Here is a 22,301-nt window from a genome sequence, read left to right on the forward strand (position 1 = left end):
AGACATGCCTCGGCAGACGATCTGTCGGGAGGAGGAAAAGAGTGACTGAGAATACCGAAGCTACCATTCTACTGAACACAAAAGACAATGTCGCGGTTGCCCGACGGCCCATTCCGAAAGAAGCGGACATCGGGCGCGGCGATCTGAAGGCGCTCGACCTGATCGGGCGCGGTCACAAAGTGGCCCTGAAGCCGATCAGGTCCGGCGAAGAAGTGATCAAGTACGGTCAGGTGATTGGCGTTGCCACGCAGGACATCGAGGCCGGACGCCATGTCCACCTGCACAACCTTGCCATGGTGCCATCTGAACATTCCCACCAGTTCAGCGTCGATATCGAAGAAAAAGGCATGCTGCCGGAAGCCGAACGTCGGACCTTCATGGGCTACGATCGCGGAACGGGCGGTGCCGGCACACGCAACTATATCGGCGTCATCGCCTCGGTGAACTGTTCGGCCACCGTATCGCGTTACATAGCCGACTACTTCAACAAGGAAGGTGGTCTCGACGGTTTCGACAATGTTGACGGCGTCGTGGCTTTGACGCACGGAACGGGCTGTGCGCTGAACACCAAGTCCGAAGGCTATCGACTGCTGATCCGCACCATCCAGGGCTATGCCCGCCATCCGAATTTTGGTGGCATCCTGCTGATCGGCCTCGGCTGCGAGACCAACCAGATCGCGCCGATCCTCGAACACTACAAGATGGAGGAGGGCGATCGGCTGCGGACGATGACGATCCAGCAGCATGGCGGGACGCGAAAGACCATTGAAGCGGCCATTGCCAACATCAAGGAGATGTTGCCGGTCGTCAATGCGGCAAAGCGCACCGAACAGCCGCTGTCGAAACTGAAGCTGGCGCTCGAATGCGGTGGTTCGGATGGATATTCGGGGATTTCGGCGAATCCGGCTCTCGGCTACGCTTCGGACCTTATCGTCCGTAACGGCGGCACCACGGTTCTGGCCGAAACGCCGGAGATTTACGGCGCAGAACACCTTTTGACCCGCCGTGCCGTGACACCCGCTGTTGCCGAGAAGCTGTTGCAGCGCATCGACTGGTGGCGCGATTACACCGCCCGCAATGGCGACGAGCTGAACAACAACCCCTCTCACGGCAACAAGCTCGGTGGCCTGACCACCATTCTGGAAAAATCGCTCGGTGCCGTCGCCAAGGGCGGCTCCATGCCGCTGAAGGCTGTCTACGAGTTTGCCGAGACCGTGACCGAACCAGGCTTCGTCTTCATGGACACACCCGGCTATGACCCTGTGGCGGTCACCGGCCAAGTGGCGGGCGGCTGCAATGTCATCTGTTTCACCACGGGCCGCGGCTCCGTCTCCGGCTTTAAACCGGCGCCATGCATCAAGATCGCCACGAACTCCGAAATGTATGAGCACATGAAGGAGGACATGGATATCAACTGCGGCGATATCGTCACCGGCAAGGAAACGATCGAGGAGGCAGGTCGGCGCATCTTCGACCATATCATTGCCGTCGCATCCGGCGAGCAGACCGTCAGTGAAATCTATGACTACGGCGACAATGAGTTTGTGCCATGGCAGGTCGGCGCTGTGACCTGATGCTTCACGTGAAACACCACATATAGAAAAAGGCCCGGCGATCACTCTCCGGGCCTTCTGCTTTTCTAAGTACCTAATTAGTGGCGGAAGTGGCGCATACCGGTGAAGACCATCGCCACATTATGAGCGTCGGCTGCGTCGATCACTTCCTGGTCGCGCATGGAGCCGCCCGGCTGGATCACCGCCGTGGCGCCAGCAGCAATTGCAGCGAGAAGACCATCCGCGAAGGGATAGAAAGCTTCGGACGCGACGGCGGAACCCTTTGTCAGAGGCTCTGAAAGACCCATAGCCTTGGCAGCATCTTCCGCCTTTTGCGCTGCGATGCGTGCCGAGTCCACGCGGCTCATCTGGCCAGCACCAATACCGGCGGTCTGTCCGTCCTTGGCATAGATCACGGCATTCGACTTGACGTGCTTGGCGATCTTGAAGGCGAACTTCATGTCCTCAAGTTCCTGCTCAGTCGGCGCACGCTTGGTGACGACCTTCAGATCCAGATCCTCGACCATACCATTGTCGCGGCTCTGCACGAGGAGACCACCCGATACCGTCTTTGCGGTAATGCCAGCCGCACGGGGATCGGGAAGACCACCGGCAGAGAGGAGACGCAGGTTCGGCTTGCGCGCGACAATCGCCTGTGCCTCCTCCGTGACATCCGGCGCGATGATGACCTCGGTGAAGAGCTGGATGATCTCTTCCGCCGTTTCCGCGTCCAGTGTCTGGTTCAAAGCGATGACGCCGCCAAAGGCCGAAACAGGGTCGCAGGCAAGCGCGCGCTTGTAGGCTTCGAGCAGTGTCGGACCGGTTGCCACACCGCAGGGGTTCGCATGCTTGATGATGGCAACGGCTGGCGCATTCTCGGGCAGGAACTCGGCCACCAGCTCGTAGGCCGCATCCGTATCGTTGATGTTGTTATAAGAAAGCTGCTTGCCTTGCAGCAGGGTCGCGGTCGCAACACCCGGGCGCTTCTCGCCCGTCAGATAGAAGCCAGCACTCTGGTGCGGGTTTTCGCCATAACGCATCTTTTCCTTCAGCGTGCCGCCGATGGCGCGGTAATGCGGCGTCTCGATTGCGAGAGCTTCTGCGAACCAATTGGAGATGACGGCGTCGTAGGCCGCGGTACGGGCATAGGCCTTGGCGGCAAAGCGCTGGCGCAGAGCGTAGGATGTCTGTCCGTCATCGGCCTGCAAGGCTTCCAGCAGTTCCGGATAGTCGGTCGGATCGGTGACCACGGTCACATAGGCATGGTTCTTGGCCGAAGCGCGGATCATCGCCGGGCCGCCAATATCGATGTTCTCAACCGTGGTCGGATAGTCGCCGCCCTTGGCGCGAACCTCTTCGAACGGGTAAAGATTGATGACCGAAAGATCGATGGCTTCGATGCCGTGAGCGCGCATCGCTTCCTGGTGTTCGGCATCGTCACGAATGGCAAGAAGCCCGCCATGCACATTCGGATGCAGGGTCTTCACCCGGCCGTCCATGATCTCCGGGAACTTGGTGATGTCGGAGACGTCGGTCACTGGAAGACCTGCGTCGGCAATCGCCTTCGATGTGCCGCCCGTCGACAGCAGCTTAACGCCGAGCTTCACCAGCGCGCCGGCAAGCTCGATAATGTCGGTCTTGTCGGAGACGGACAGAAGCGCGGTGCGGATGCGAACTTTGTCGGGTGCGGGGATTTTCTTGGAAACGACGGCCATCAGGGCAACTCCGTAAACGGTGGAGGATGAGCCGGAGAAAGCGCGCCCCGGCGGTTGCCGCCGCGTTAGCACAGCTTGGCAGATTAATAAACAGATCGTCCCGCTTTATCGGCGGCGCTTCGCTGATAAGCGATCAGCCTCGCCGTTCGAGAAGCCAGCGAAGCTCTGTGGTTTCCGGAAGCTGAAATGCGACCTCGATCTGCAGCGAAGGCCGGATGCCCGATGCATCCGCCATGAACACGTCTTCGGCAATCGTGACTTCACGTCCAGGCGCTGAAAAAGCCCAGGCAGTGCCATCCGGCGCCCGCATCAGCACCGTTTCCTCATCTTCCTGCGAAAGCTCTATCAATGGATGGACGTGAAAGCGGCAGACGGCTTCGGCTGGCTCCGGTTGTCGCTTCTCATCGATTCTGATCCAGTCGCGCCCTCTGATCTTTGTACCGGCCTCGTTCAACTCCAACTCTCGCTGGTGCACGTAACCCAGGCTCTCATAACCGTCGTGGGAGGCGGTCAGGATATCCGCCCGCTTTTCATCCGTGTGCCGATCCACCTCCGTCTCGTCGATGCCAGAGACAATAACGGGGCCTAAGAAACGGGAGTGGGAGATCCGCGCCGAGGAACGATCGGCAATGGTGACCGTGGAATGGGCGGCGGTGGTACGGCTGACCCGCTTGAAGGCGGTAGAGGCATATTGCGGAAAACCGGAATTGACGATGAAGCGGTAGCGGCCCGAAGAGAGTTCGAAGGACAGGCAGCCACAATGGGCACTGCGCGACAATTCGATGGAGGCAGGCCTACCCGTATCGACAATAACCACCGTGTCACCGACCGAAAGCCGATGATAGGAAATATCGGGAAGAGAACGCGACGGTCGTCCGGCGGTTTCATCATAGCGCAAAACGGATGCAAGCTCATTGGCTAGGGTTGCCGTCGCGCCATTGAACAAGGCCAGATCGCCATCCTGGTGGCGGAAGAAACGGATCGCGGGAAACATGCGGTCGATGGCAGGCACAAGCCCTGCCGGAACATCATGACCGAGATTGATGTAGCTTTGACGAAGCGGCAGAAGATCGAGCAATAGCTCCAGCATGACTCGCGGATTGCGCGAGACATGGCCGCCATCGGGAAGGATTTGCCGCTCCATTTCCCGGTCGAGCTTTCTCCCCAGCCGGGCAATCTTCGATGCGCTGTTCGGCATTGAGATGGACGCCATGGCAAGCGCGATGCGGATCTTCAGACGGATCTCTCCATCCGGGACATATTTGGCAATGAGACCCAGATAGCCGACATGCAGACCGATGCATCTTAAAAAGCGCCGATAGAAATTGGCGTCCGCCTTTTGTAGGATCACCGGTGAATGGGAGAGCCAGGAGGTCAATCTCTGTGCTGCAAGTTCAGGTGCCCACGCTGGACCGCGGATCGTGCGGCCATGCAGGCTCATCCATTCAGCAACGTGCAGACGCGCGCGGTTTCCAGCCTCTTCCGATCTGCTGGCACGCACATGGCGTAGCCAGCCGAAAGCATGCAGCCGCTCTTCAAATGCAGGAGAGGGCGGCTCCAGCAGAAACGGAGAGACGCCACCTGTTTCCAGAATCTTTCCCGCGAGGAACAGCCGCCCCTGGACCAGCTCCTGTGCGACATAAGGATCGACGGCGCGCAAATCCGTGGGTGCTGCCACGAGCGCGCTTGGAGCTCTGCTGGAGAGCCGCCACAATTGCAGGCGCAACGGTGCGACCGCGATCATGACGCGGCGCTTGACCGTGCGAAAAAAGTAGCCCGCAACGCCGACGCGATTGTTCAGGGAGCTCGCCAAACGTCTGTATCCTGCCTCGCGGAATTCGCTTTAGAGAAGACGCATATAAAGCGCTATTGAAGAAGAGCGATAAAGTTTCATTAAAAACTTCATATTTTGTAAACGAATGAAGCTGGCAGCGCAGATCCCAAGCCTGTTCCTTCATCAGGAAGCTGTAAAATACACCATATCGAGCGCTGGTCGTGACGCTTGAAATGCGTCACGCTGGGGAATGCTTCCGCAGAACGGTTGCGTAAAATCCGTCGACACCGCCGAACATGTCCGGCGTCGTGCGCAAATCGCCGTCGCCATTGATGGCAATTTCCATATCCGGCAGATCTTTCGCTGCAACGGGAAGCCGCTCAAGATTGCTGTTGGATGCCAGCACCCGCGCCACCATCTCCTCTCCCTCTAAAGGGTCTAGGGAGCAGTTGGAGAAGACAATCATGCCGCCGTCTTTGACTAGTGTTACTGCCTGACGCAGCAGCTGCTCCTGGAGAGTTGCCAGCTTGGCAATATCCTTCTCGTCCTTGGTCCAGCTGACATCAGGGTGCTTGCGCATGGTGCCTGTCGATGAGCACGGCGCGTCGAGAAGGACGGCATCAAAGAGCTCGTCCGGCTGAAACTTCAGCATATTGGCTTCAACCGTTTCGGCTTCGAATCCAAGTCTATCCAGATTTGAGCGAAGACGCTTCAGACGGTTGCCCGACTGATCGAGCGCCGTCACTTCGGCACCGGCCAGAATAAGCTGGGCTGTCTTTCCGCCCGGTGCGGCACAAAGATCCGCGACCCGTTTGCCTTTGAGATCCCCCATCAGCCGCACGGGCATGCTGGCAGAGAAATCTTGAACCCACCATTCGCCCTCCGCAAAACCCGGGAGCGAGGAGACCTGTCCATCGAATGAACCCAGGCGGACACTGCCATTGGGCAAAACCGTTCCGTTCAGTACCTTAGCCCAGTGGTCCGGATTGGACTTTACCGTGATGTCGATGGACGCGGGGAGAAGCTGCGATGCAGCTATACGCGACGCGGTATCCGCACCATAGGATTTGACGAGCCTGTTATAGAGCCAGTCGGGAAGAACGGGCACGGCGTCAATCGCTCCCATAACCGCATCCTTCTCGCGACCGAGTCGGCGCAACACCGCGTTCACCAGCTTGACGAAGCGCTTGTTGCGCGGATCACGGTGGGCCTGTTCCACCGCCAGATCCACGGCAGAGTGATCGGGCACATCGAGATAAAGCATCTGTGCAACCGCGACGACCAGAACATGATGCAGGGATCGCGCACCCTGTGGCAGCGGTCCATCCAGCATCATCGAGATGGCGGCCTCAATCCTTGGCAGGTGGCGGAGCGCACTGTTGACGATGGCGCGCACCAATGCCCGATCAGCGAGATTGAGAGAACGGTAGGCCGGATTGCCGTGCTCGGCATCCATCATACCATCGAGCGACGTCTTCTTGTCGATGACGGCAGAGATAATCTTAGCCGCCGCCATGCGCGCGGACAGACCAGGTTTCCATTCCCCAGCCGACCCGCCAGCATCCGACGGCGCTGGCTTTCTGTTTTTGAATTTCGGCCGGGCAGGGGCGTTGGATGATGTCAAGACCAGGGACCTTTGCGGGAATTGTCAGTACCACGACCGGGACCGGTGGATGGTACGGAACGTGATTTGCGCACGGCATTACCACTTGTCGGCTGAAACGTCGATGCCCGGCTGAATTCCTGCGCCATGGCGTTGAGAGCTGCGACACGGTTTTCGGTATTCGGATGCGTGGAAAAGAGGTTGTCCATTCTTTCGCCAGACAAGGGATTGATGATGAACATGTGGGCTGTCGCCGGATTGCGCTCGGCATCATTATTGTGGATGTGCTGAGCAGCGCCGGCGATCTTCTGCAGGGCGGAAGCAAGCCACAAGGGATTGCCACAGATTTCCGCACCCCGGCGATCGGCTGAATATTCTCGCGTGCGGCTGATCGCCATCTGAACCAGCATGGCGGCGAGAGGCGCGACGATCATCGCGACGAGAACGCCGATAAAACCGAGTGGATTATTGTTTTCGCGATTGCCGCCGAAGAAGAAGGCGAAGTTACCCAGCATTGAAATTGCACCGGCAAGTGTTGCCGTGATCGTCATCGTCAATGTGTCGCGGTTCTGGATATGTGCGAGCTCATGGGCCATCACGCCTGCAACCTCCTGCGGCGTCAGCATTTCCATCAGCCCGGTCGATGCAGCAACGGCTGCATTCTCAGGGTTGCGGCCGGTCGCAAATGCATTCGGCTGCGGGCTGTCATAGACATAGACTTTCGGCATCGGCAGTCCGGCGTTCTGCGACAAATCCCGGATCATGTGAAAGAATTCCGGTGCATTGCGCTCATCCACCTCCTGGGCACGGTATGCGGCCAGCACCATCTTGTCGGAGTTCCAGTAGGAAAACAGGTTCATGCCTGCGGCAATCACAAGCGCGATCATCATGCCGCCCTTGCCACCGATCAGAAATCCGACGCCCATGAACAGAGCCGTCATGAAGGCCAATAGCATGGCCGTACGCATCAGATTCATCCAGCATCTCCGTCAAAAGCGATGAAAAGGCCCACAAAGGCTTATCAAAGCAGGCAGTTTTCTATAATCTGGTTATGTGGAATTGCTTTTCAATATGCCGTGACGAGGGTGTAGCCCATGCAGAACGCCGATAACGATAATGCGAACAGAGATATGAAAGTCCTGTCGCCTGCCGCACAACGCGCGTTGCAGGAAGCTGAAGAACGACGCCTCAAAGCCGAGGCATTGAAGCTCCCCCCCGAAACTGGTGGCCGCGGTGGCGCAGAACCGGTTCGTTTTGGCGACTATGAGATCAATGGTCGAGCCATCGACTTTTGATCACCAACTGAAATTTCAGGTATTTTTGTTATATATCAAATGTTTATCTCTATCTGAGGCGCGTCAGCGTAAGAGACAACGTATATGATTTCCTAAGCTTTTGACGCTCGCTGAGGGTATGAGAACATCGGTTGCGATGATCCTGTGATAGAGGGCGAAACGTCCTAATCGCCTTTCCCACCCTTGGGGCAGGTATTCATTTTTCCAAACGCTCACGAGGACGCGATCAATCCTCCTCACGCCATTACCCGCAGCGGATCGTGCCCCTGCGGGAGAAGTTCAAATTCCCAGATGTGCATGGTATTTGATTACCTCACAGACAGGAATTTAGAGCTAAGAGGCAATGCTCGGCGCTAGCGCCTCAATCCCGAACACGTTTTTTACAAAATCGTGTGAGTGCAACGTACTGCTATAGACTAGCGCTGCTCCAGTAAACGGCAAACCGCCTCGAGTTGCTCCAGCGTTTTGTAACTGATGCGGACCTGACCGCCATTTCCCTTGTGGCTGATCGACACATCAAGGCCAAGTGCATCCGATAATGTCCGCTCCAGCGCGACAGTGTCAGAATCTTTTTCCGGCTTGCGAGACTGCATAGGATCAAGCTGAGAACGGATATCGTTCTGTGCCATGCGCTCCGCGTCGCGTACCGAGAGACCCTTCAACACGATGGCCTTTGCCAGGGTGGTAGGATCGGAGGTAGAAACCAGGGCTCTCGCATGGCCGGCGGAAAGGGACCCTTCCGACAACATGTCGCGGACAGGATCGGGAAGCTTCAGCAAACGCAGGCTGTTAGCCACATGGCTGCGGCTCTTGCCGATAATCTCGCCAAGATCATTCTGAGTATAACCATGTTCAGCGATCAGCTGCTCGTAGCCAAGCGCTTCTTCGAGCGGATTAAGATCCGAGCGTTGAACGTTTTCAACGATTGCAAGCTCAAGTGCGGTCCGATCATCGACATCACGGACAATAACCGGCACTTCGGTGAAGCCAGCCAGTTGGGCTGCGCGCCACCGGCGCTCACCTGCAATGATTTCAAAGCGGTTCTGATCGACGGTTCGAACGACAACAGGCTGGACAATGCCATGTTGGCGGATCGAGGCGGCCAGATCTTGCAGTTCGCTTTCATCGAAATGGCGGCGGGGGTTGCGAGGGCTGCGTGCGATGAACTCGATTGGAATCACGCGATCGGGACTGATCGCTCGCTGTGGCTCACCAACAGGAAGGGGCTGATCCATTTCACCGATCAGTGCGGCAAGACCGCGGCCCAAGCGGCGCTTGGAGAGATCGTCACTCATAATATACTCCGTACCAAATCTTGCAGACGAAACGGCGATCAGGCAGCCTTACGCAATCGCTCTCTCTGAATGACCTCGGACGCCAATTGCAGATAGGCCTGACTGCCAGCACATTTCAGATCATAAAGGATGGCAGGCTTACCATAGGACGGCGCTTCTGACACGCGGACGTTGCGAGGAATGAGCGTATGGTAAACCTTATCACCAAGATGGGTCCGAACGTCATTGACGACCTGCTGCGCCAAATTGTTGCGCGCATCGAACATGGTCAGGACAATACCCTGAATGTCGAGACCGGGATTGACCGTTCCTCGGATCTGATTGACCGTATCAAGCAGCTGGCTCAAACCTTCCAATGCGAAGAACTCGCATTGCAGCGGCACGAGCACCGAATGGGCGGTTGCCATTGCATTCATCGTCAACAGGTTGAAGGAGGGGGGGCAATCCAGCAAAATGTAAGAATAAGCCATGGCCTCGGGGCTACGCAAGGCATTGCGCAGCAGGAAAACGCGGTTCGGGGCATTGGCGACTTCCATTTCGAAGCCAAGCAAATCCATCGTCGACGGGATGATATCGAGATTAGGAACTGCCGTCGGTACAGCGACTTCGGCCACACTATTCGCACCAACAAGGAGATCGTAGGAGGACAGCTTTCGCTCTCGACGATCAATGCCGAGGCCGGTGCTGGCATTGCCCTGCGGATCAAGATCCACCACCAGCACGCGCTCTCCAATAGCGGCGAGAGCCGTTGCCAGATTGATTGCGGTCGTCGTTTTGCCGACGCCACCCTTCTGGTTTGCTATCGTAATAATCCGGTTCTTATCAGACATCTGGTCGCACCTGGCTTGATGAATCAGCGCTTCGTCGACAGGTTGTGAATCTCGAGAACGACCGAGTCTTCATCGACTGCACTGCGATGTTTTAACAGATCGAACGACCAACGACCACGGGCATTCGCAACCTCTGCCTCATAATCCCGGCCTTTATTGAGATATGCCTTTAGATTCTCGTTCTTCTGCGCCCATGGATAGATGTAAGAGAGTAAAAGATCGAGGTCTGCAACGGCCCGGGCAGACACCAAGTCGCAAGCGCCGATCACTTCAGGGGCGGCCTCAATTCGTATGGGATGAACTGTCCCGCGCGCGCCAGTCTCTGCCAAAGCAACTCTTAGAAACGCTGCCTTTTTGTGGTTGCTCTCTACCAGATGAACCCAACCATCCTTCAGTTCCGCAAGAAAGATAGCGGTGATGATGCCTGGGAACCCGCCCCCACTGCCGAGATCAGCCCACACCATAGGTCGTTGCGTCAGCTGAAAAATCTGAGCGCTGTCCGCCACATGCCGAGACCAAAGATCTTTAAGCGTGGATGGAGCGACGAGATTGGTCGTCGCGTTCCATTTCTTAAAGAGCTCGACAAAGTGCTCTAGGCGATCCTGTGTTTCACGTGAAACACTTTGGCCGTTAATCGTCATATTGGGACTCGTTAGGGCTGTATGCGGATTTTCTCCGATCGCGTATAAGTCCCTTTTTTCACAAGCGCAAGGATGAGAGAGATCGCAGCTGGGGTCATCCCATCGACGCGAGCGGCCTGCGCGATGTTGATTGGCTTCGCAGCAATCAATTTTTGCTTGAGCTCATTAGAGAGACCAGACAGGCCACTGAAATCGAAGTCTTCAGGGATGGAACGATCCTCGTCACGCTTAATGTCGATAATGTCCGCATTCTGACGCTGCATATACACAGCATAGCTGGCCTCTATCTCTAGAACCTCCGCAACGCGTGGGGCGAGCGTATTCAATTCCGGCCAAATCGGTTTCAGAGCGTCCAGAGTCATCTCCGGGTACGCAAGCAGTTCATAAGCGCTGCGACGCTGCCCATCCTGATTGAGTTTAAGCCCCTGCTTCGCGGCTTGTGTCGGCGTGATTGCAAGCTCTTTCAGCAATTGACGACCGCTGTCCAATTCCTCCGTATACGCTTGGAACCTGGAAGCCCGCTCAGGAGCCACAAGACCTACGTTCAACCCTATGGGTGTCAATCGCAGGTCGGCATTGTCGACTCTCAAGGACAGACGATATTCTGCCCGTGACGTGAACATGCGGTAGGGCTCGGTCACACCTTTGGAGGTGAGATCGTCGATCATCACTCCGATATAGGAGTCGGTTCTGCTGAAGATATGCGCGTCTGCACCACTGGTCAGTCGCGCCGCGTTCAGTCCGGCAACAAGCCCCTGCGCTCCGGCTTCCTCATAGCCCGTGGTCCCATTGATCTGTCCCGCTAGGAAAAGAGCTGGAATTTTTCGGCATTCGAGAGAAGGCTTCAACTCGCGAGGATCAACATAGTCATATTCAATCGCATAGCCCGGTTGAAGAATAGTGACCTGTTCCAGCCCGGGAATAGAGTGGATGAACGCTTCCTGCACATGTGCCGGAAGCGATGTTGAGATGCCATTTGGATAGATGGTGTGATCATCGAGACCTTCCGGCTCAAGGAAGATTTGATGGCCATCACGCTCTCCGAAGCGGACGATCTTATCCTCGATAGAAGGGCAATAGCGCGGTCCGACGCCCTCGATCTGACCGGAATACATCGCGGACAAATGAATATTGTCCTGAATGATCTTGTGACCCTCGGGCGTGGTGCGCGTAACCCCGCAATCAATTTGGGGGTTGGTGATCCTATCCGTCATGAAGGAAAAGGGGATTGGATCCTCATCGGGGCCCTGTTTATCCAACCCGCCCCAATCGATTGTGCGGCCGTCCAGCCGCGCAGGGGTACCGGTCTTGAGACGTCCAAGAGCCAGCCCGGCCCGCAATAAGGTCCCTGAAAGACCGAGCGACGGACTCTCACCGACACGGCCCGCCGGGATCTTTTCGGATCCGATATGAATAAGACCGCGCAAAAATGTCCCGGTTGTGAGTACAACGGCGCGGCAGGCAACGCGGCGCCCGTCAGCGAGTATAACCGATTTTATTTCATCATTCTCGGTTTCGATGTCAAAGGCATCCCCCTGAATGATGTCGAGTTTCTCAATGTTATCGATCTCACGCTGCATCGCCTCTCGATAAAGACGTCGATCTGCCTGGGTACGTGGTCCACGGACGGCAGGGCCCTTCTTGCGGTTCAGCATGCGAAATTGAATCCCGCCCGCGTCCGCAACCCGACCCATCAGGCCATCGAGAGCATCGATTTCCCGCACGAGATGACCTTTGCCCAGACCGCCAATCGCAGGGTTGCAGGACATGACGCCTACGGTATCACGCTTATGCGTAAGCAGCGCGGTACGAGCGCCATAACGCGCTGACGCCGCGGCTGCTTCACTGCCTGCGTGACCGCCCCCAATGACGACGACATCATAAACCATGGAATTTCCAACAAAGAAGCGGGTGTAACACCCTGTGTTTCACGTGAATCATTTACCGATACAAAATTCGGAAAATATGACGCCAAGCAAATCTTCGACGTCGACCCTACCAGTGATCCGCCCAAGTGACGTTGCTGCTAGACGAAGGTACTCCGAACGGATTGCAAGTTCCGCACCTTCGGATTTCAACGCTTCTCTAACATAGTCCAGCGTCTCTTCAAGCCGTTTTTTATGACGCGACCGCGCTGGCATCAGGCTGGTGCCAGACCCAATCTTTTGGTCGATGACATACTTGATAGCAGATTTAAGGGTCGCAAGCCCCGTGCCCGTCTTCGCAGATATGAAAATAATATCCGGATGTGAGTCTCGATCCGGCAATAGATCGGCCTTGGTCCTCACGAATATCGTGTGTGCAAAAGTTCTGACTTGTTCCGGTTCCGAATCGGTGTCGTGAAGAAGGAGCACGAGATCGGCTGCCTCTGCGGTTCGCTCAGCCCGTTTGATGCCTTCCTGCTCGACAACATCCGTCGCGTCGCGCAACCCAGCAGTGTCGAAGAGCGTCACGAGGTAGCCCTCGATATCAAGATCGACGCTCAACACGTCCCTGGTCGTACCCGCTATATCGGTGACGATCGCCACGTCACGGCCGCTGAGCGCATTCATCAAGCTAGATTTGCCCACATTCGGCGCACCAACCAGAGCCACCTTGAATCCGTCCCGGATGATCTCCGAACCTTGTCCGTCTGCCAGATGACGAGCGAGTTCGCTTTCCAGATCCCCAACTGTCTTCCAAACTTGAGTGGCAACGGAGTCGGGCACATCGTCTTCGTCAGCGAAGTCCAGTTCTGCTTCGATCAGAGCTCGGCAGCGGGTCAGTTGGCTCGCCCAACCATCATAGAGGCTGGACAGATGGCCGCTGCTCTGTTCGACCGCCAGGCGGCGCTGCATCTCTGTTTCCGCCTGTAGCAGGTCTGCTAGGCCTTCCACCTCGACAAGATCCATCTTGCCATTATCGAACGCCCGGCGGGAGAACTCTCCAGCCTCTGCGGGGCGTAGGCAAGGCATGCTTTCCAGCAGTTGGAAGATTGCGGATACAACGGCGCGGCTTCCGTGCACATGCAACTCGACGCAGTCCTCACCAGTAAAGGAATGGGGTGACAGAAATTGCAAAACCAGGGCCTGATCGACGACATCGCCATTTCGGTCACGAATCGTTTTGAGGCTCGCTTGACGAGGGGAAGGGAGGTTATCGCCCACCAAAGACCGCAGAGCCTCGACAGCCTTAGAACCGCTGATCCTGATGATGGCAACGCCCGCGGGAAGCGATCCGCTAGAGAGCGCATAAATCGTATCGGTCGATTGGGACATGCCAAAGCTCTTCTCAACAAAATGGCCGCGCCCCCATTTTAGAAGCGCAGCCGATAGTCTGCCAGAGAATCCGGCTAATGAGATCAGGTGTTCATCGAATCGAAGAAGTCGCCATTGTTCTTCGTCTGCTTGAGCTTGTCGATGAGGAACTCGATCGCATCGGTCGTTCCCATCGGGGCCAGGATGCGGCGAAGGACAAAGATCTTTTGCAGATCCTGACGGGGCACAAGCAGGTCTTCCTTACGCGTACCGGATTTGAGAATGTCCATGGCCGGGAAGATGCGCTTGTCGGCAACCTTGCGATCAAGCACAATTTCAGAGTTACCCGTACCCTTGAACTCTTCGAAAATGACTTCATCCATACGGCTGCCCGTATCGATCAGCGCGGTGGCGATGATGGTAAGCGAACCACCCTCTTCGATGTTACGCGCCGCACCGAAGAAGCGCTTGGGGCGCTGTAGAGCGTTTGCGTCGACACCACCGGTCAGAACCTTACCGGAAGACGGTACAACGGTGTTGTAAGCGCGGCCGAGACGAGTAATCGAGTCGAGAAGAATGACGACATCGCGGCCGTGCTCAACAAGACGCTTGGCCTTCTCAATGACCATCTCGGCAACCTGAACGTGACGAACGGCAGGTTCATCGAAGGTTGAGGAGACTACCTCACCCTTTACCGAACGCTGCATATCGGTCACTTCTTCTGGACGCTCATCGATCAACAGGACGATGAGATAGCATTCCGGATGGTTGGCAGTGATCGAATGGGCGATGTTCTGCAACAGGACCGTCTTACCGGTTCTCGGAGGAGCGACGATCAGGCCACGCTGGCCCTTACCGAGCGGCGCGACGAGATCGATGACGCGCGCTGACAAATCCTTCGATGTCGGAATGTCCAGTTCCATCTTGAAGCGCTCGTTCGGGTAGAGCGGCGTCAGGTTATCGAAGTGGACCTTGTGACGGATTTTCTCCGGATCGTCGAAATTGATCGTGTTGACCTTCAGGAGGGCGAAATAGCGTTCGCCTTCCTTCGGTCCTCTGATCGGTCCCTCAACCGTATCACCGGTCTTCAGTGAGAAGCGGCGGATCTGGGAGGGCGAGATGTAGATATCATCCGGACCGGGCAGATAGTTTGCATTGGCGGAGCGCAGGAAGCCGAAACCGTCCTGAAGAACTTCGACGACGCCTTCCCCGATGATCTCGACATCCTGGCTCGCCAGCATCTTGAGGATTGCGAACATGAGCTCCTGCTTGCGCATGGTGCTCGCATTTTCAACTTCCAGGGATTCGGCAAACGTCAGCAAATCGGTCGGAGATTTGCTTTTGAGTTCCTGTAGCTTCATTTCAGCCATGAAGAGAAAGACCGTCTTTAAAAAATATGTGGGGGAGCGGCGTGTTCGCGAATCAGCTTCTGAGGTGCAACCGCAGCCGTCTGAATAATTCACATGCCAGGAGATGAGTGGGCTGAAAATAGCGTTTCGAACCCGTCGCCGCAAGAGCAAAGCAACAATTCCGGGAAAATTATCGTGATCGTCAGTTATCCGAACGGTTTCACAACCACAAGTATGACTATCACGATCATGAGGACCGTAGGCACCTCATTCATCAACCGCCAGTGACGGGCAGGGCGTCTGTTATCATCCCGACCGAAAGCTTTTGCGCTGCGGCTAAAATACACATGGGTGGCTGTCAGCGCGATGACCAGTGCGATCTTGGCATGCAGCCAGCCGCCCTGAAAGCCATAAACCGACCATGCGAGATAGAGGCCAAGCATCCAGCTGACCATCATCGCCGGGTTCATAATCAGCCGTATCAAACGCTGTTCCATCACCTTGAAGGTTTCCGACTGCACCGAGCCGACAGGGGCATCCGTGTGGTAGATGAACAACCTCGGCAGGTACAGCAGCCCCGCCATCCAGGATATCACCGCGATGATATGCAATGCCTTGATCCAGAGATAGGCGTCAGCCGGATCGATATGCAGGATCAGCGCAATAAACCCGATGAAAACGACAAGCGCAGCGGCGGCACGAAGATGCGTCTTCCGCCCAGCCTTGGCAGACGTCTGCGTTTCCTCACTCATCTGGAGGCTCCTTGAGAACGGACATGCGCCACCAGTCGCGTGACGTTCTCAGGATCGGCTTGGGGCGTGATGCCGTGGCCTAGGTTGAAGATCAAAGGTCCCTGTCCAAGAGATTGCAGGATTGCGTCGATGCCATCGCCCAGAGGCTTGCCACCGGCAATCATCAGCATGGGATCGAGATTGCCCTGGACCGGGCCGTCTTTCTGGAGATCACGCGCAAAGGACAACGGAACGCTCCAATCGAGACCGATCGCGTCGGCACCGGTCTTCTGGCGATAGTCCTTCAGCAGAATGCCGGCACCCTTGGCAAAGGCGATGATCCTGGCATTCGGCCTGCGCGCCCGCACCGATCGGATGATCCGGGCGACCGGTTTCACCGCATACTCGTCAAACTCCTTCTCACCCAGCACACCCGCCCAGGAATCGAAAATCTGCACGGCATCCGCACCCGCATCGAGCTGCGCCACCAGATAATCCGCCGACATCTCCGCCAGGAGCGCCAAGAGCTTTTCCATCGCCTGTGGATGCTGATAGCCAAAGAGGCGGGCAGGCGCCTGATCGGGCGTGCCGTGGCCGGCAATCATGTAGGTCGCGACCGTCCAGGGGGCGCCACAGAAACCGAGCAGCGTCGTTTGCTGGGGCAGTTCGGCCCGCAGTTTTTGAACAGCGCGGAACACCGGATCGAGATGGGCAATGACACCGGACGGGTCGAGAGCATCGATTTCGGGCGCGCTGATCGGGTCCATCTGTGGACCTTTACCCTCGGAAAAACTGACATTCCGTTTTAGCGCATCCGGGATCACCAGGATATCGGAGAACAGAATTGCGGCATCCAGACCGAAACGACGGATGGGCTGAAGCGTTACCTCTGTCGCCAAATCCGGATTGTAACAGAGATCCAGGAAACTTCCCGCGATCTTCCGTGTTTCCTTGTACTCCGGAAGGTATCGACCGGCTTGTCTCATAAGCCAGATCGGAGGAGGGCTTACCGTTTCCCCACCCAAGACCCTCATAACAGTCCGTTCGGTCATCGCACTCAACTTTTCTAAATAAAAAAACAAAGAGATTTAAAAGATTTTCTATTTCTTAGAGTCGGTGAGTAGCAAGGATTAAAAACTTTCAAGCTAATATGCCGCACTTGACCGATGGCGCCGCACCATGTGGATTTCCTAAAACCGCTTTTTCTGGATCGTTTTGGATAATACTGTTTCGATCATATTTTTCATAGACTTACGAGAGCGAAAGATGACTCCGTAGCTGTGGATAAGAAGATAACAGGCTGAGATCCATTTTCCTTTCTCCCAGCAATTCACAGCGGCCTCTTGGCTTGCTACACCGGGTAGCGAAGTGTGGATAAACAGGCAGTTTTCCGCCTGGCTGGACGGATCGCGAGTGCCGTCCCGGATTTGTCCATCCTTATCAACAGGGGCCCAAAAACAGCGTGGAGAACAAAAAAAACTTCTTCCATCTACACCTGATATCGGACTCAACCGGAGAGACTCTGATGTCTGCCGGCCGAGCGGTCACGGCGCAGTTTCACGCATCCATGCCGATCGAACATGTCTATCCGATGATCCGCAATCAAAAGCAGTTGCAGACAGTGGTGGAGGAGATCGATCGCCAGCCCGGGATCGTGCTTTACACCATCGTCGATCAGCAGCTGTCCTCTTTCCTCGAGATCCAGTGCCACGCGCTTGGCGTGCCATGCGTGAACGTGCTGGAGCCGATCATCGGCATCTTTCAGACCTATCTTGGCGCGACCTCGCGACGGCGGGTCGGGGCACAACATGCCTTGAACGCGGATTATTTCGCCCGGATCGAAGCGCTGAATTTCGCCATGGATCATGATGATGGGCAGATGCCGGAACATTACGATGAGGCGGACGTCGTCATAATCGGGATCAGCCGCACCTCGAAAACGCCGACGAGCATCTATCTGGCAAATCGCGGCATCAAAACCGCGAATATTCCAGTCGTTCCGAACGTGCCGTTGCCCGAGAGTATCTACAAGGCGACCAAGCCTCTGATTGTCGGGCTGGTCGCGACGTCCGATCGGATATCTCAGATCCGCGAGAACCGCGAACTCGGCGCCACGGGTGGTTTCGACAGGGGACAATATATCGACCGGGCGACAATCATGGAGGAGCTGAAATATGCGCGCGCGCTCTGCGCCCGCAACAACTGGCCCCTGATCGACGTGACGCGGCGTTCGATCGAAGAGACGGCTGCTGCTATCCTTGCCCTGCGTCAACGGACACGCTAATCCGATTCTCGATATTCATCGGAGAGAGCCATGACGTCCGAACTGATCCTTGCATCTGCCAGTGCCTCGCGCCAGATGCTGATGCGCAACGCTGGTCTTACGTTTTCAAGCATTCCAGCGGATATCGATGAGCGCGCGATTGATGCCAGGCTCGAAGCGGATGGGGCAGCGCCCGAGACTATTGCACTGGAGCTCGCCAAGGCCAAGGCAGTTGCCGTGAGCCTTCTCCACCCGGATGCCTTCGTCATCGGTTCGGACCAGACCATGTCGCTTGGCAGCAGGATTTATCACAAGGCGAAGGATATGAGGGAGGCCCATGCAAATCTCCTATCCCTATCCGGTAAAACGCACCTGTTGAATTGCGGCGTCGCACTGGCAAAGGACGGGGAGGTGCAATGGCAAGCCGTCAGTATTGCAAGAATGACGGTCCGCGAACTCTCATCCGAATACGTCTCTCGTTATCTCGAACGATCCGGCTCAAAGGTTCTTTCCAGCGTCGGCGCCTATCAATTGGAGGGAGAGGGAATCCAGCTATTCAATGATATTGAAGGCGATTACTTCACCATTCTCGGGCTCCCGCTTCTTCCTCTTTTGACGCAATTGCGGGAGCTTGGAGTGATTGATGGCTGATTCACGTGAAACATTAACCAAGAAAGCCTTCGTAACCGGCTATCCGATCAAGCATTCCCGCTCCCCTTTGATCCATAATTTTTGGCTGAACCATTTTCAGATCGATGGTCTTTATGAGGCGGTGGAAAAATCGCCCGAAGATTTTACGTCATTCCTTGGCTCTTTGAAGCAAAAGGATGCACCCTATGTCGGCGGAAATGTCACTATTCCCCACAAGGAATCCGCCTACCGATTGGCGGACAAGCCTGATGAACTGGCTGAAGAGCTTGGTGCGGCCAATACGATCTGGATTGAAGACGGCGTGCTCCATGCGAGCAATACGGACGGTTTTGGCTTTGTCGCCAATCTCGATGATAAGCAGCCTGGCTGGGAGAAGACCGACAAAGCACTGGTGCTTGGGGCAGGGGGCGCCAGCCGTGCCGTCATCCAGGCCCTTCGCAATCGTGGCATCTCGGAAATCCACGTCGTCAATCGTACCGTGGAACGGGCGCAGGAACTTGCCGACCGGTTCGGTTCAAATGTCTACGCGCATTCATTGGACGCCCTCGCCGAGGTCTTGAAAGGCTGCGGGCTTTTCGTCAACACCACCTCGCTTGGCATGGATGGTGCCGAGGCGCCCTTCATCGACTTTTCACCTCTGTCGAAGAACGCAGTCGTGACGGATATCGTCTATGTGCCATTGCAAACGCCGATCATGGCGATGGCGGAACAGCAGGGTTTTGTGACAGTCGATGGTCTTGGAATGCTGCTTCATCAGGCCCGACCTGGCTTTGAAAAGTGGTTTGGGCAAAGACCGGATGTCACCCCGGCACTTCGCGCGATGATCGTTGCAGATATGGATCGGCACGCATGATCGTCATCGGCCTGACCGGCTCCATTGGTATGGGAAAGAGCACAACCGCCAGACTTTTTGCCGAAGAAGGTGTGCCGGTTTGTGACTCCGATGCACTGGTACATGAGCTTTACCAGACGGACGCCGTCGCGCCGATTGCTGCCGTCTTCCCGGAGACTGTGAGGGAAGGGAAGGTAGACCGTGCGATCTTAAGCCAGATGCTGCGTGAGAATCCGGCTCAGTTTTCCGTTCTGGAAAACATAGTTCACCCGCTCGTCCGCGCCAGACAGGATGCTTTCATCTTGGAGCAAAGAGCCAAGGGTATGGCAGTGGCACTTCTCGACATCCCGCTGCTATTCGAGACGAAGGCCGAGACGCGCGTGGATGTTGTCGTGGTTGTCAGCTGTGCGCCCGATATTCAGAGGGAGCGTGTCTTATCGCGCCCAGGCATGACGGAAGCGAAGTTTGCTATGATCCTGGCCCGGCAAATGCCGGATGCGGACAAGCGCAGGAAAGCCGATTTCGTCATCGATACGGGACGTGGTATTGAGGACGCAAAAGCCCAGGTCCGCTCCGTGCTTCAGGCGCTTTCGCAGCGGTAGTTCTAAAACCGCGGAGAGCTTGAGGATGAGTGCCAGCATGTACAAGGATACGAATTCGATGCGCGAAATTATTTTCGATACGGAAACCACAGGCTTGGAGTCCAAGTTCGACCGCATCATTGAAATTGGCGGGATTGAGCTCGTCAATCATTTTCCAACTGGCAGATCGATCCACATCTACATCAATCCGGAAGATCGTAAGGTGCATCCGGATGCGCTCGCGGTGCATGGGATCACCGATGAGTTTCTCCAGGACAAGCCGAAATTTGCCGATGTTGTCGGCCAGATTCGCGAATTTTTCGATGGCGCCCGTTGGGTGGCGCACAATGCCACCTTCGATATGGGTTTCATCAACGCGGAATTTGCCCGCTTGGGTATTGAGCCCGTGTCGCCGGAATGGGTGACGGATACGCTGGCGCTGGCGCGACGGAAGCATCCTATGGGTCCGAATTCCCTCGATGCGCTTTGCCGTCGATATGGCGTCGACAATTCGCGTCGTGACAAGCACGGCGCATTGCTCGACTCCGAACTTTTGGCGGAAGTTTACATCGAGATGATCGGTGGTCGTCAGACGGCGCTGGGTTTTGGTTCGGCGGCGAAAACGCAAGTCGCCATGCATGAGGACGAACAGCCTGTGGCACCGCTACAGCGTGAGCGGCCACTCCCACCGCGACTTGATGTGCAGGCACTGGCGGCCCATGAGAAGCTTGTTCAGTCCATGGGCGACAAGGCGATCTGGAACAAATACCGCCAGTCATCCTGAGGTTTCCGACCTGCCATCCGGCCAACAAAAAACCCGGGCGTTTGAACCCGGGTTCTGAATGGGTGTGTTTCGATCCGATCAGTTCGGAACGGCTTGGACCTGAGAGCGGGCCTGTTCTTCAGCGACGCGCTGAGCAAACATCTGCGCGAAATCGATAGGGTCGATCATCAGTGGCGGGAAGCCGCCATTGCGTGTCACGTCTGCAATGATCTGACGGGCGAAGGGGAAGAGCAGGCGCGGGCACTCGATAAAGAGGACCGGCAGCATGTGCTCCTGCGGGAAGCCGGTGATGCGGAAGACGCCGCCATAGGTCAGTTCGGCCACGAACAGAACCTTGTCGCCATCCTTGGCTTCGGCGTTCAGCGTCAAGACAACATCGAAATCCGAACCGGAAATCGGGTTTGCATTGACGTTGACATTGATGTTGATCGAAGGCGCGCCATCACGAGCCTGAAGCGAACGCGGTGCACCCGGATTTTCGAATGAAAGATCCTTCGTGTACTGGGTCAGAATATTGAGAGACGGCGCCGCGCCGTTCTGTGCACCATTTTCAGTGGTCATGATATGCCTCGCAAAGTGAATGCCGTGAAAGCCGTCTATCATCTGGGCCGGGGGCTTACAACCCTTCCGCCCCCGCCGGAGAGTTAGTGTCTCGGCAGATCGCGGTCGTTGCGATCCGGTGACCAGGGTGAATTGTTTGGGCCTTCTCTATGAAAATCCTCATCATCCAGATCGACCACTTTCGATGATTCCGGACCACGTGGGTTGCTGCGGAAGCCTCCGCGGGCAAAATCCGTGACGATGATGTTCGGCCAGAACGCCTTCCAGAAAAACCTCCGCACCGCCGGGACGAGCAGAAGAAGCCCTATGACATCGGTGATGAAGCCGGGAACGAAGAGCAGAATACCCGCGATCACGCGCATACCGTCGCTGACAAGCGCCTCTGCCGGCTGGTCGCCGGTGCGGCCTGCATTTTGCAGATTACGCACCATGCCAAGCCCGCCATTGCGCAGGATGATCAGGCCCAGCATCGAGGTGAGCACGATCAGCGCAAGGGTTGGCCACAGACCGATTGCCTTTCCGACGACGATGAAGCCGGCGATTTCCAGAATGGGCATCAGCAGGACGATGACCGGCAGCAGTGAGAAACGCATATTTCTAGCCTTGC

21 protein-coding genes are annotated in these 22,301 nt (G+C 56.3%); 7 read left to right on the forward strand and 14 right to left on the reverse strand.

Features of this window, described 5'->3' with window-relative positions:
- Positions 1 to 41: 41 nt before the first annotated feature.
- Positions 42 to 1,574, forward strand: a complete 1,533-nt coding sequence (locus QE408_RS22595) for a UxaA family hydrolase (RefSeq protein WP_306934680.1) — start codon at positions 42 to 44, stop codon at positions 1,572 to 1,574.
- Positions 1,575 to 1,651: 77 nt separating this feature from the next.
- Here QE408_RS22595 and purH read toward each other — a convergent pair whose 3' ends face one another.
- The 4 genes from purH to htpX form a co-directional block, all read right to left on the reverse strand.
- A complete protein-coding gene (gene purH / locus QE408_RS22600; RefSeq protein ID WP_306934681.1) occupies positions 1,652 to 3,268 on the reverse strand; it encodes a bifunctional phosphoribosylaminoimidazolecarboxamide formyltransferase/IMP cyclohydrolase in 1,617 nt (538 codons plus the stop codon).
- A gap of 133 nt (positions 3,269 to 3,401) precedes the next feature.
- The gene (locus QE408_RS22605; protein ID WP_373465574.1) at positions 3,402 to 5,081 is read right to left on the reverse strand and encodes a heparinase II/III family protein; all 1,680 of its coding nucleotides are present in this window, start codon (positions 5,079 to 5,081) and stop codon (positions 3,402 to 3,404) included.
- Between the two features lie 199 nt (positions 5,082 to 5,280).
- The gene (locus QE408_RS22610; protein WP_306934951.1) at positions 5,281 to 6,672 is read right to left on the reverse strand and encodes an RsmB/NOP family class I SAM-dependent RNA methyltransferase; all 1,392 of its coding nucleotides are present in this window, start codon (positions 6,670 to 6,672) and stop codon (positions 5,281 to 5,283) included.
- Positions 6,663 to 7,622 (reverse strand): zinc metalloprotease HtpX, encoded by a 960-nt coding sequence (htpX, locus tag QE408_RS22615; protein ID WP_306934682.1) that lies wholly within the window; start codon positions 7,620 to 7,622, stop codon positions 6,663 to 6,665. Before htpX ends, QE408_RS22610 begins: the two co-directional genes overlap by 10 nt.
- 117 nt (positions 7,623 to 7,739) lie before the next feature.
- Between htpX and QE408_RS22620 the strand changes: the two genes are divergently transcribed.
- Entirely contained in the window at positions 7,740 to 7,940 is a 201-nt protein-coding gene (locus tag QE408_RS22620) for a DUF1674 domain-containing protein (protein WP_306934683.1), read from the forward strand.
- A gap of 416 nt (positions 7,941 to 8,356) precedes the next feature.
- Here QE408_RS22620 and QE408_RS22625 read toward each other — a convergent pair whose 3' ends face one another.
- The 8 genes from QE408_RS22625 to hemE form a co-directional block, all read right to left on the reverse strand.
- Complete coding sequence (locus QE408_RS22625) at positions 8,357 to 9,235, reverse strand: ParB/RepB/Spo0J family partition protein (RefSeq protein WP_306934684.1); 879 nt, start codon at positions 9,233 to 9,235, stop codon at positions 8,357 to 8,359.
- Between the two features lie 38 nt (positions 9,236 to 9,273).
- On the reverse strand, positions 9,274 to 10,065 hold the full coding sequence (locus tag QE408_RS22630; RefSeq protein ID WP_306934685.1) for a ParA family protein: 792 nt from the start codon (positions 10,063 to 10,065) through the stop codon (positions 9,274 to 9,276).
- Positions 10,066 to 10,088: 23 nt separating this feature from the next.
- Positions 10,089 to 10,706: a 16S rRNA (guanine(527)-N(7))-methyltransferase RsmG gene (gene rsmG, locus QE408_RS22635; protein WP_306934686.1), complete on the reverse strand. Its 618-nt coding sequence runs from the start codon at positions 10,704 to 10,706 to the stop codon at positions 10,089 to 10,091.
- Between the two features lie 11 nt (positions 10,707 to 10,717).
- Positions 10,718 to 12,595, reverse strand: a complete 1,878-nt coding sequence (gene mnmG, locus QE408_RS22640) for a tRNA uridine-5-carboxymethylaminomethyl(34) synthesis enzyme MnmG (protein WP_306934687.1) — start codon at positions 12,593 to 12,595, stop codon at positions 10,718 to 10,720.
- 48 nt (positions 12,596 to 12,643) lie between these two features.
- Positions 12,644 to 13,963 carry a tRNA uridine-5-carboxymethylaminomethyl(34) synthesis GTPase MnmE gene (gene mnmE, locus QE408_RS22645; RefSeq protein WP_306934688.1) on the reverse strand — a complete coding sequence of 440 codons (1,320 nt, stop codon included), beginning with the start codon at positions 13,961 to 13,963 and terminating at the stop codon, positions 12,644 to 12,646.
- 83 nt (positions 13,964 to 14,046) lie between these two features.
- Positions 14,047 to 15,312 (reverse strand): transcription termination factor Rho, encoded by a 1,266-nt coding sequence (gene rho, locus QE408_RS22650; protein WP_306934689.1) that lies wholly within the window; start codon positions 15,310 to 15,312, stop codon positions 14,047 to 14,049.
- A 185-nt stretch (positions 15,313 to 15,497) separates the two neighbouring features.
- A complete protein-coding gene (hemJ, locus tag QE408_RS22655) occupies positions 15,498 to 16,043 on the reverse strand; it encodes a protoporphyrinogen oxidase HemJ (RefSeq protein WP_306934690.1) in 546 nt (181 codons plus the stop codon).
- Positions 16,040 to 17,074, reverse strand: a complete 1,035-nt coding sequence (gene hemE, locus QE408_RS22660) for a uroporphyrinogen decarboxylase (protein WP_306934691.1) — start codon at positions 17,072 to 17,074, stop codon at positions 16,040 to 16,042. The genes hemJ and hemE overlap by 4 nt, the downstream gene beginning before the upstream one ends.
- Positions 17,075 to 17,484: 410 nt before the next feature.
- Between hemE and QE408_RS22665 the strand changes: the two genes are divergently transcribed.
- From QE408_RS22665 to dnaQ, 5 genes are read left to right on the forward strand one after another with little or no spacing between them, the layout of a single operon-like run.
- Positions 17,485 to 18,306: a pyruvate, water dikinase regulatory protein gene (locus QE408_RS22665; RefSeq protein WP_306934692.1), complete on the forward strand. Its 822-nt coding sequence runs from the start codon at positions 17,485 to 17,487 to the stop codon at positions 18,304 to 18,306.
- Between the two features lie 30 nt (positions 18,307 to 18,336).
- Positions 18,337 to 18,936 carry a Maf-like protein gene (locus tag QE408_RS22670; protein WP_306934693.1) on the forward strand — a complete coding sequence of 200 codons (600 nt, stop codon included), beginning with the start codon at positions 18,337 to 18,339 and terminating at the stop codon, positions 18,934 to 18,936.
- Positions 18,929 to 19,789, forward strand: coding sequence for a shikimate dehydrogenase (locus QE408_RS22675; protein ID WP_306934694.1), 861 nt, complete (start codon positions 18,929 to 18,931; stop codon positions 19,787 to 19,789). The genes QE408_RS22670 and QE408_RS22675 overlap by 8 nt, the downstream gene beginning before the upstream one ends.
- Positions 19,786 to 20,370, forward strand: a complete 585-nt coding sequence (coaE, locus tag QE408_RS22680; RefSeq protein WP_306934695.1) for a dephospho-CoA kinase — start codon at positions 19,786 to 19,788, stop codon at positions 20,368 to 20,370. The genes QE408_RS22675 and coaE overlap by 4 nt, the downstream gene beginning before the upstream one ends.
- Before the next feature lie 58 nt (positions 20,371 to 20,428).
- Positions 20,429 to 21,133, forward strand: coding sequence for a DNA polymerase III subunit epsilon (dnaQ, locus tag QE408_RS22685; RefSeq protein WP_306934696.1), 705 nt, complete (start codon positions 20,429 to 20,431; stop codon positions 21,131 to 21,133).
- 78 nt (positions 21,134 to 21,211) lie between these two features.
- Here dnaQ and secB read toward each other — a convergent pair whose 3' ends face one another.
- Both secB and QE408_RS22695 read right to left on the reverse strand, forming a co-directional pair.
- Complete coding sequence (gene secB, locus QE408_RS22690; RefSeq protein ID WP_296016126.1) at positions 21,212 to 21,694, reverse strand: protein-export chaperone SecB; 483 nt, start codon at positions 21,692 to 21,694, stop codon at positions 21,212 to 21,214.
- An 83-nt stretch (positions 21,695 to 21,777) separates the two neighbouring features.
- Entirely contained in the window at positions 21,778 to 22,287 is a 510-nt protein-coding gene (locus QE408_RS22695) for an FxsA family protein (RefSeq protein WP_306934697.1), read from the reverse strand.
- Positions 22,288 to 22,301 lie beyond the last annotated feature (14 nt).

It is taken from the genome of Agrobacterium larrymoorei, from assembly GCF_030819275.1.
GTDB classification, from domain to species: Bacteria; Pseudomonadota; Alphaproteobacteria; order Rhizobiales; family Rhizobiaceae; genus Agrobacterium; species Agrobacterium larrymoorei_B.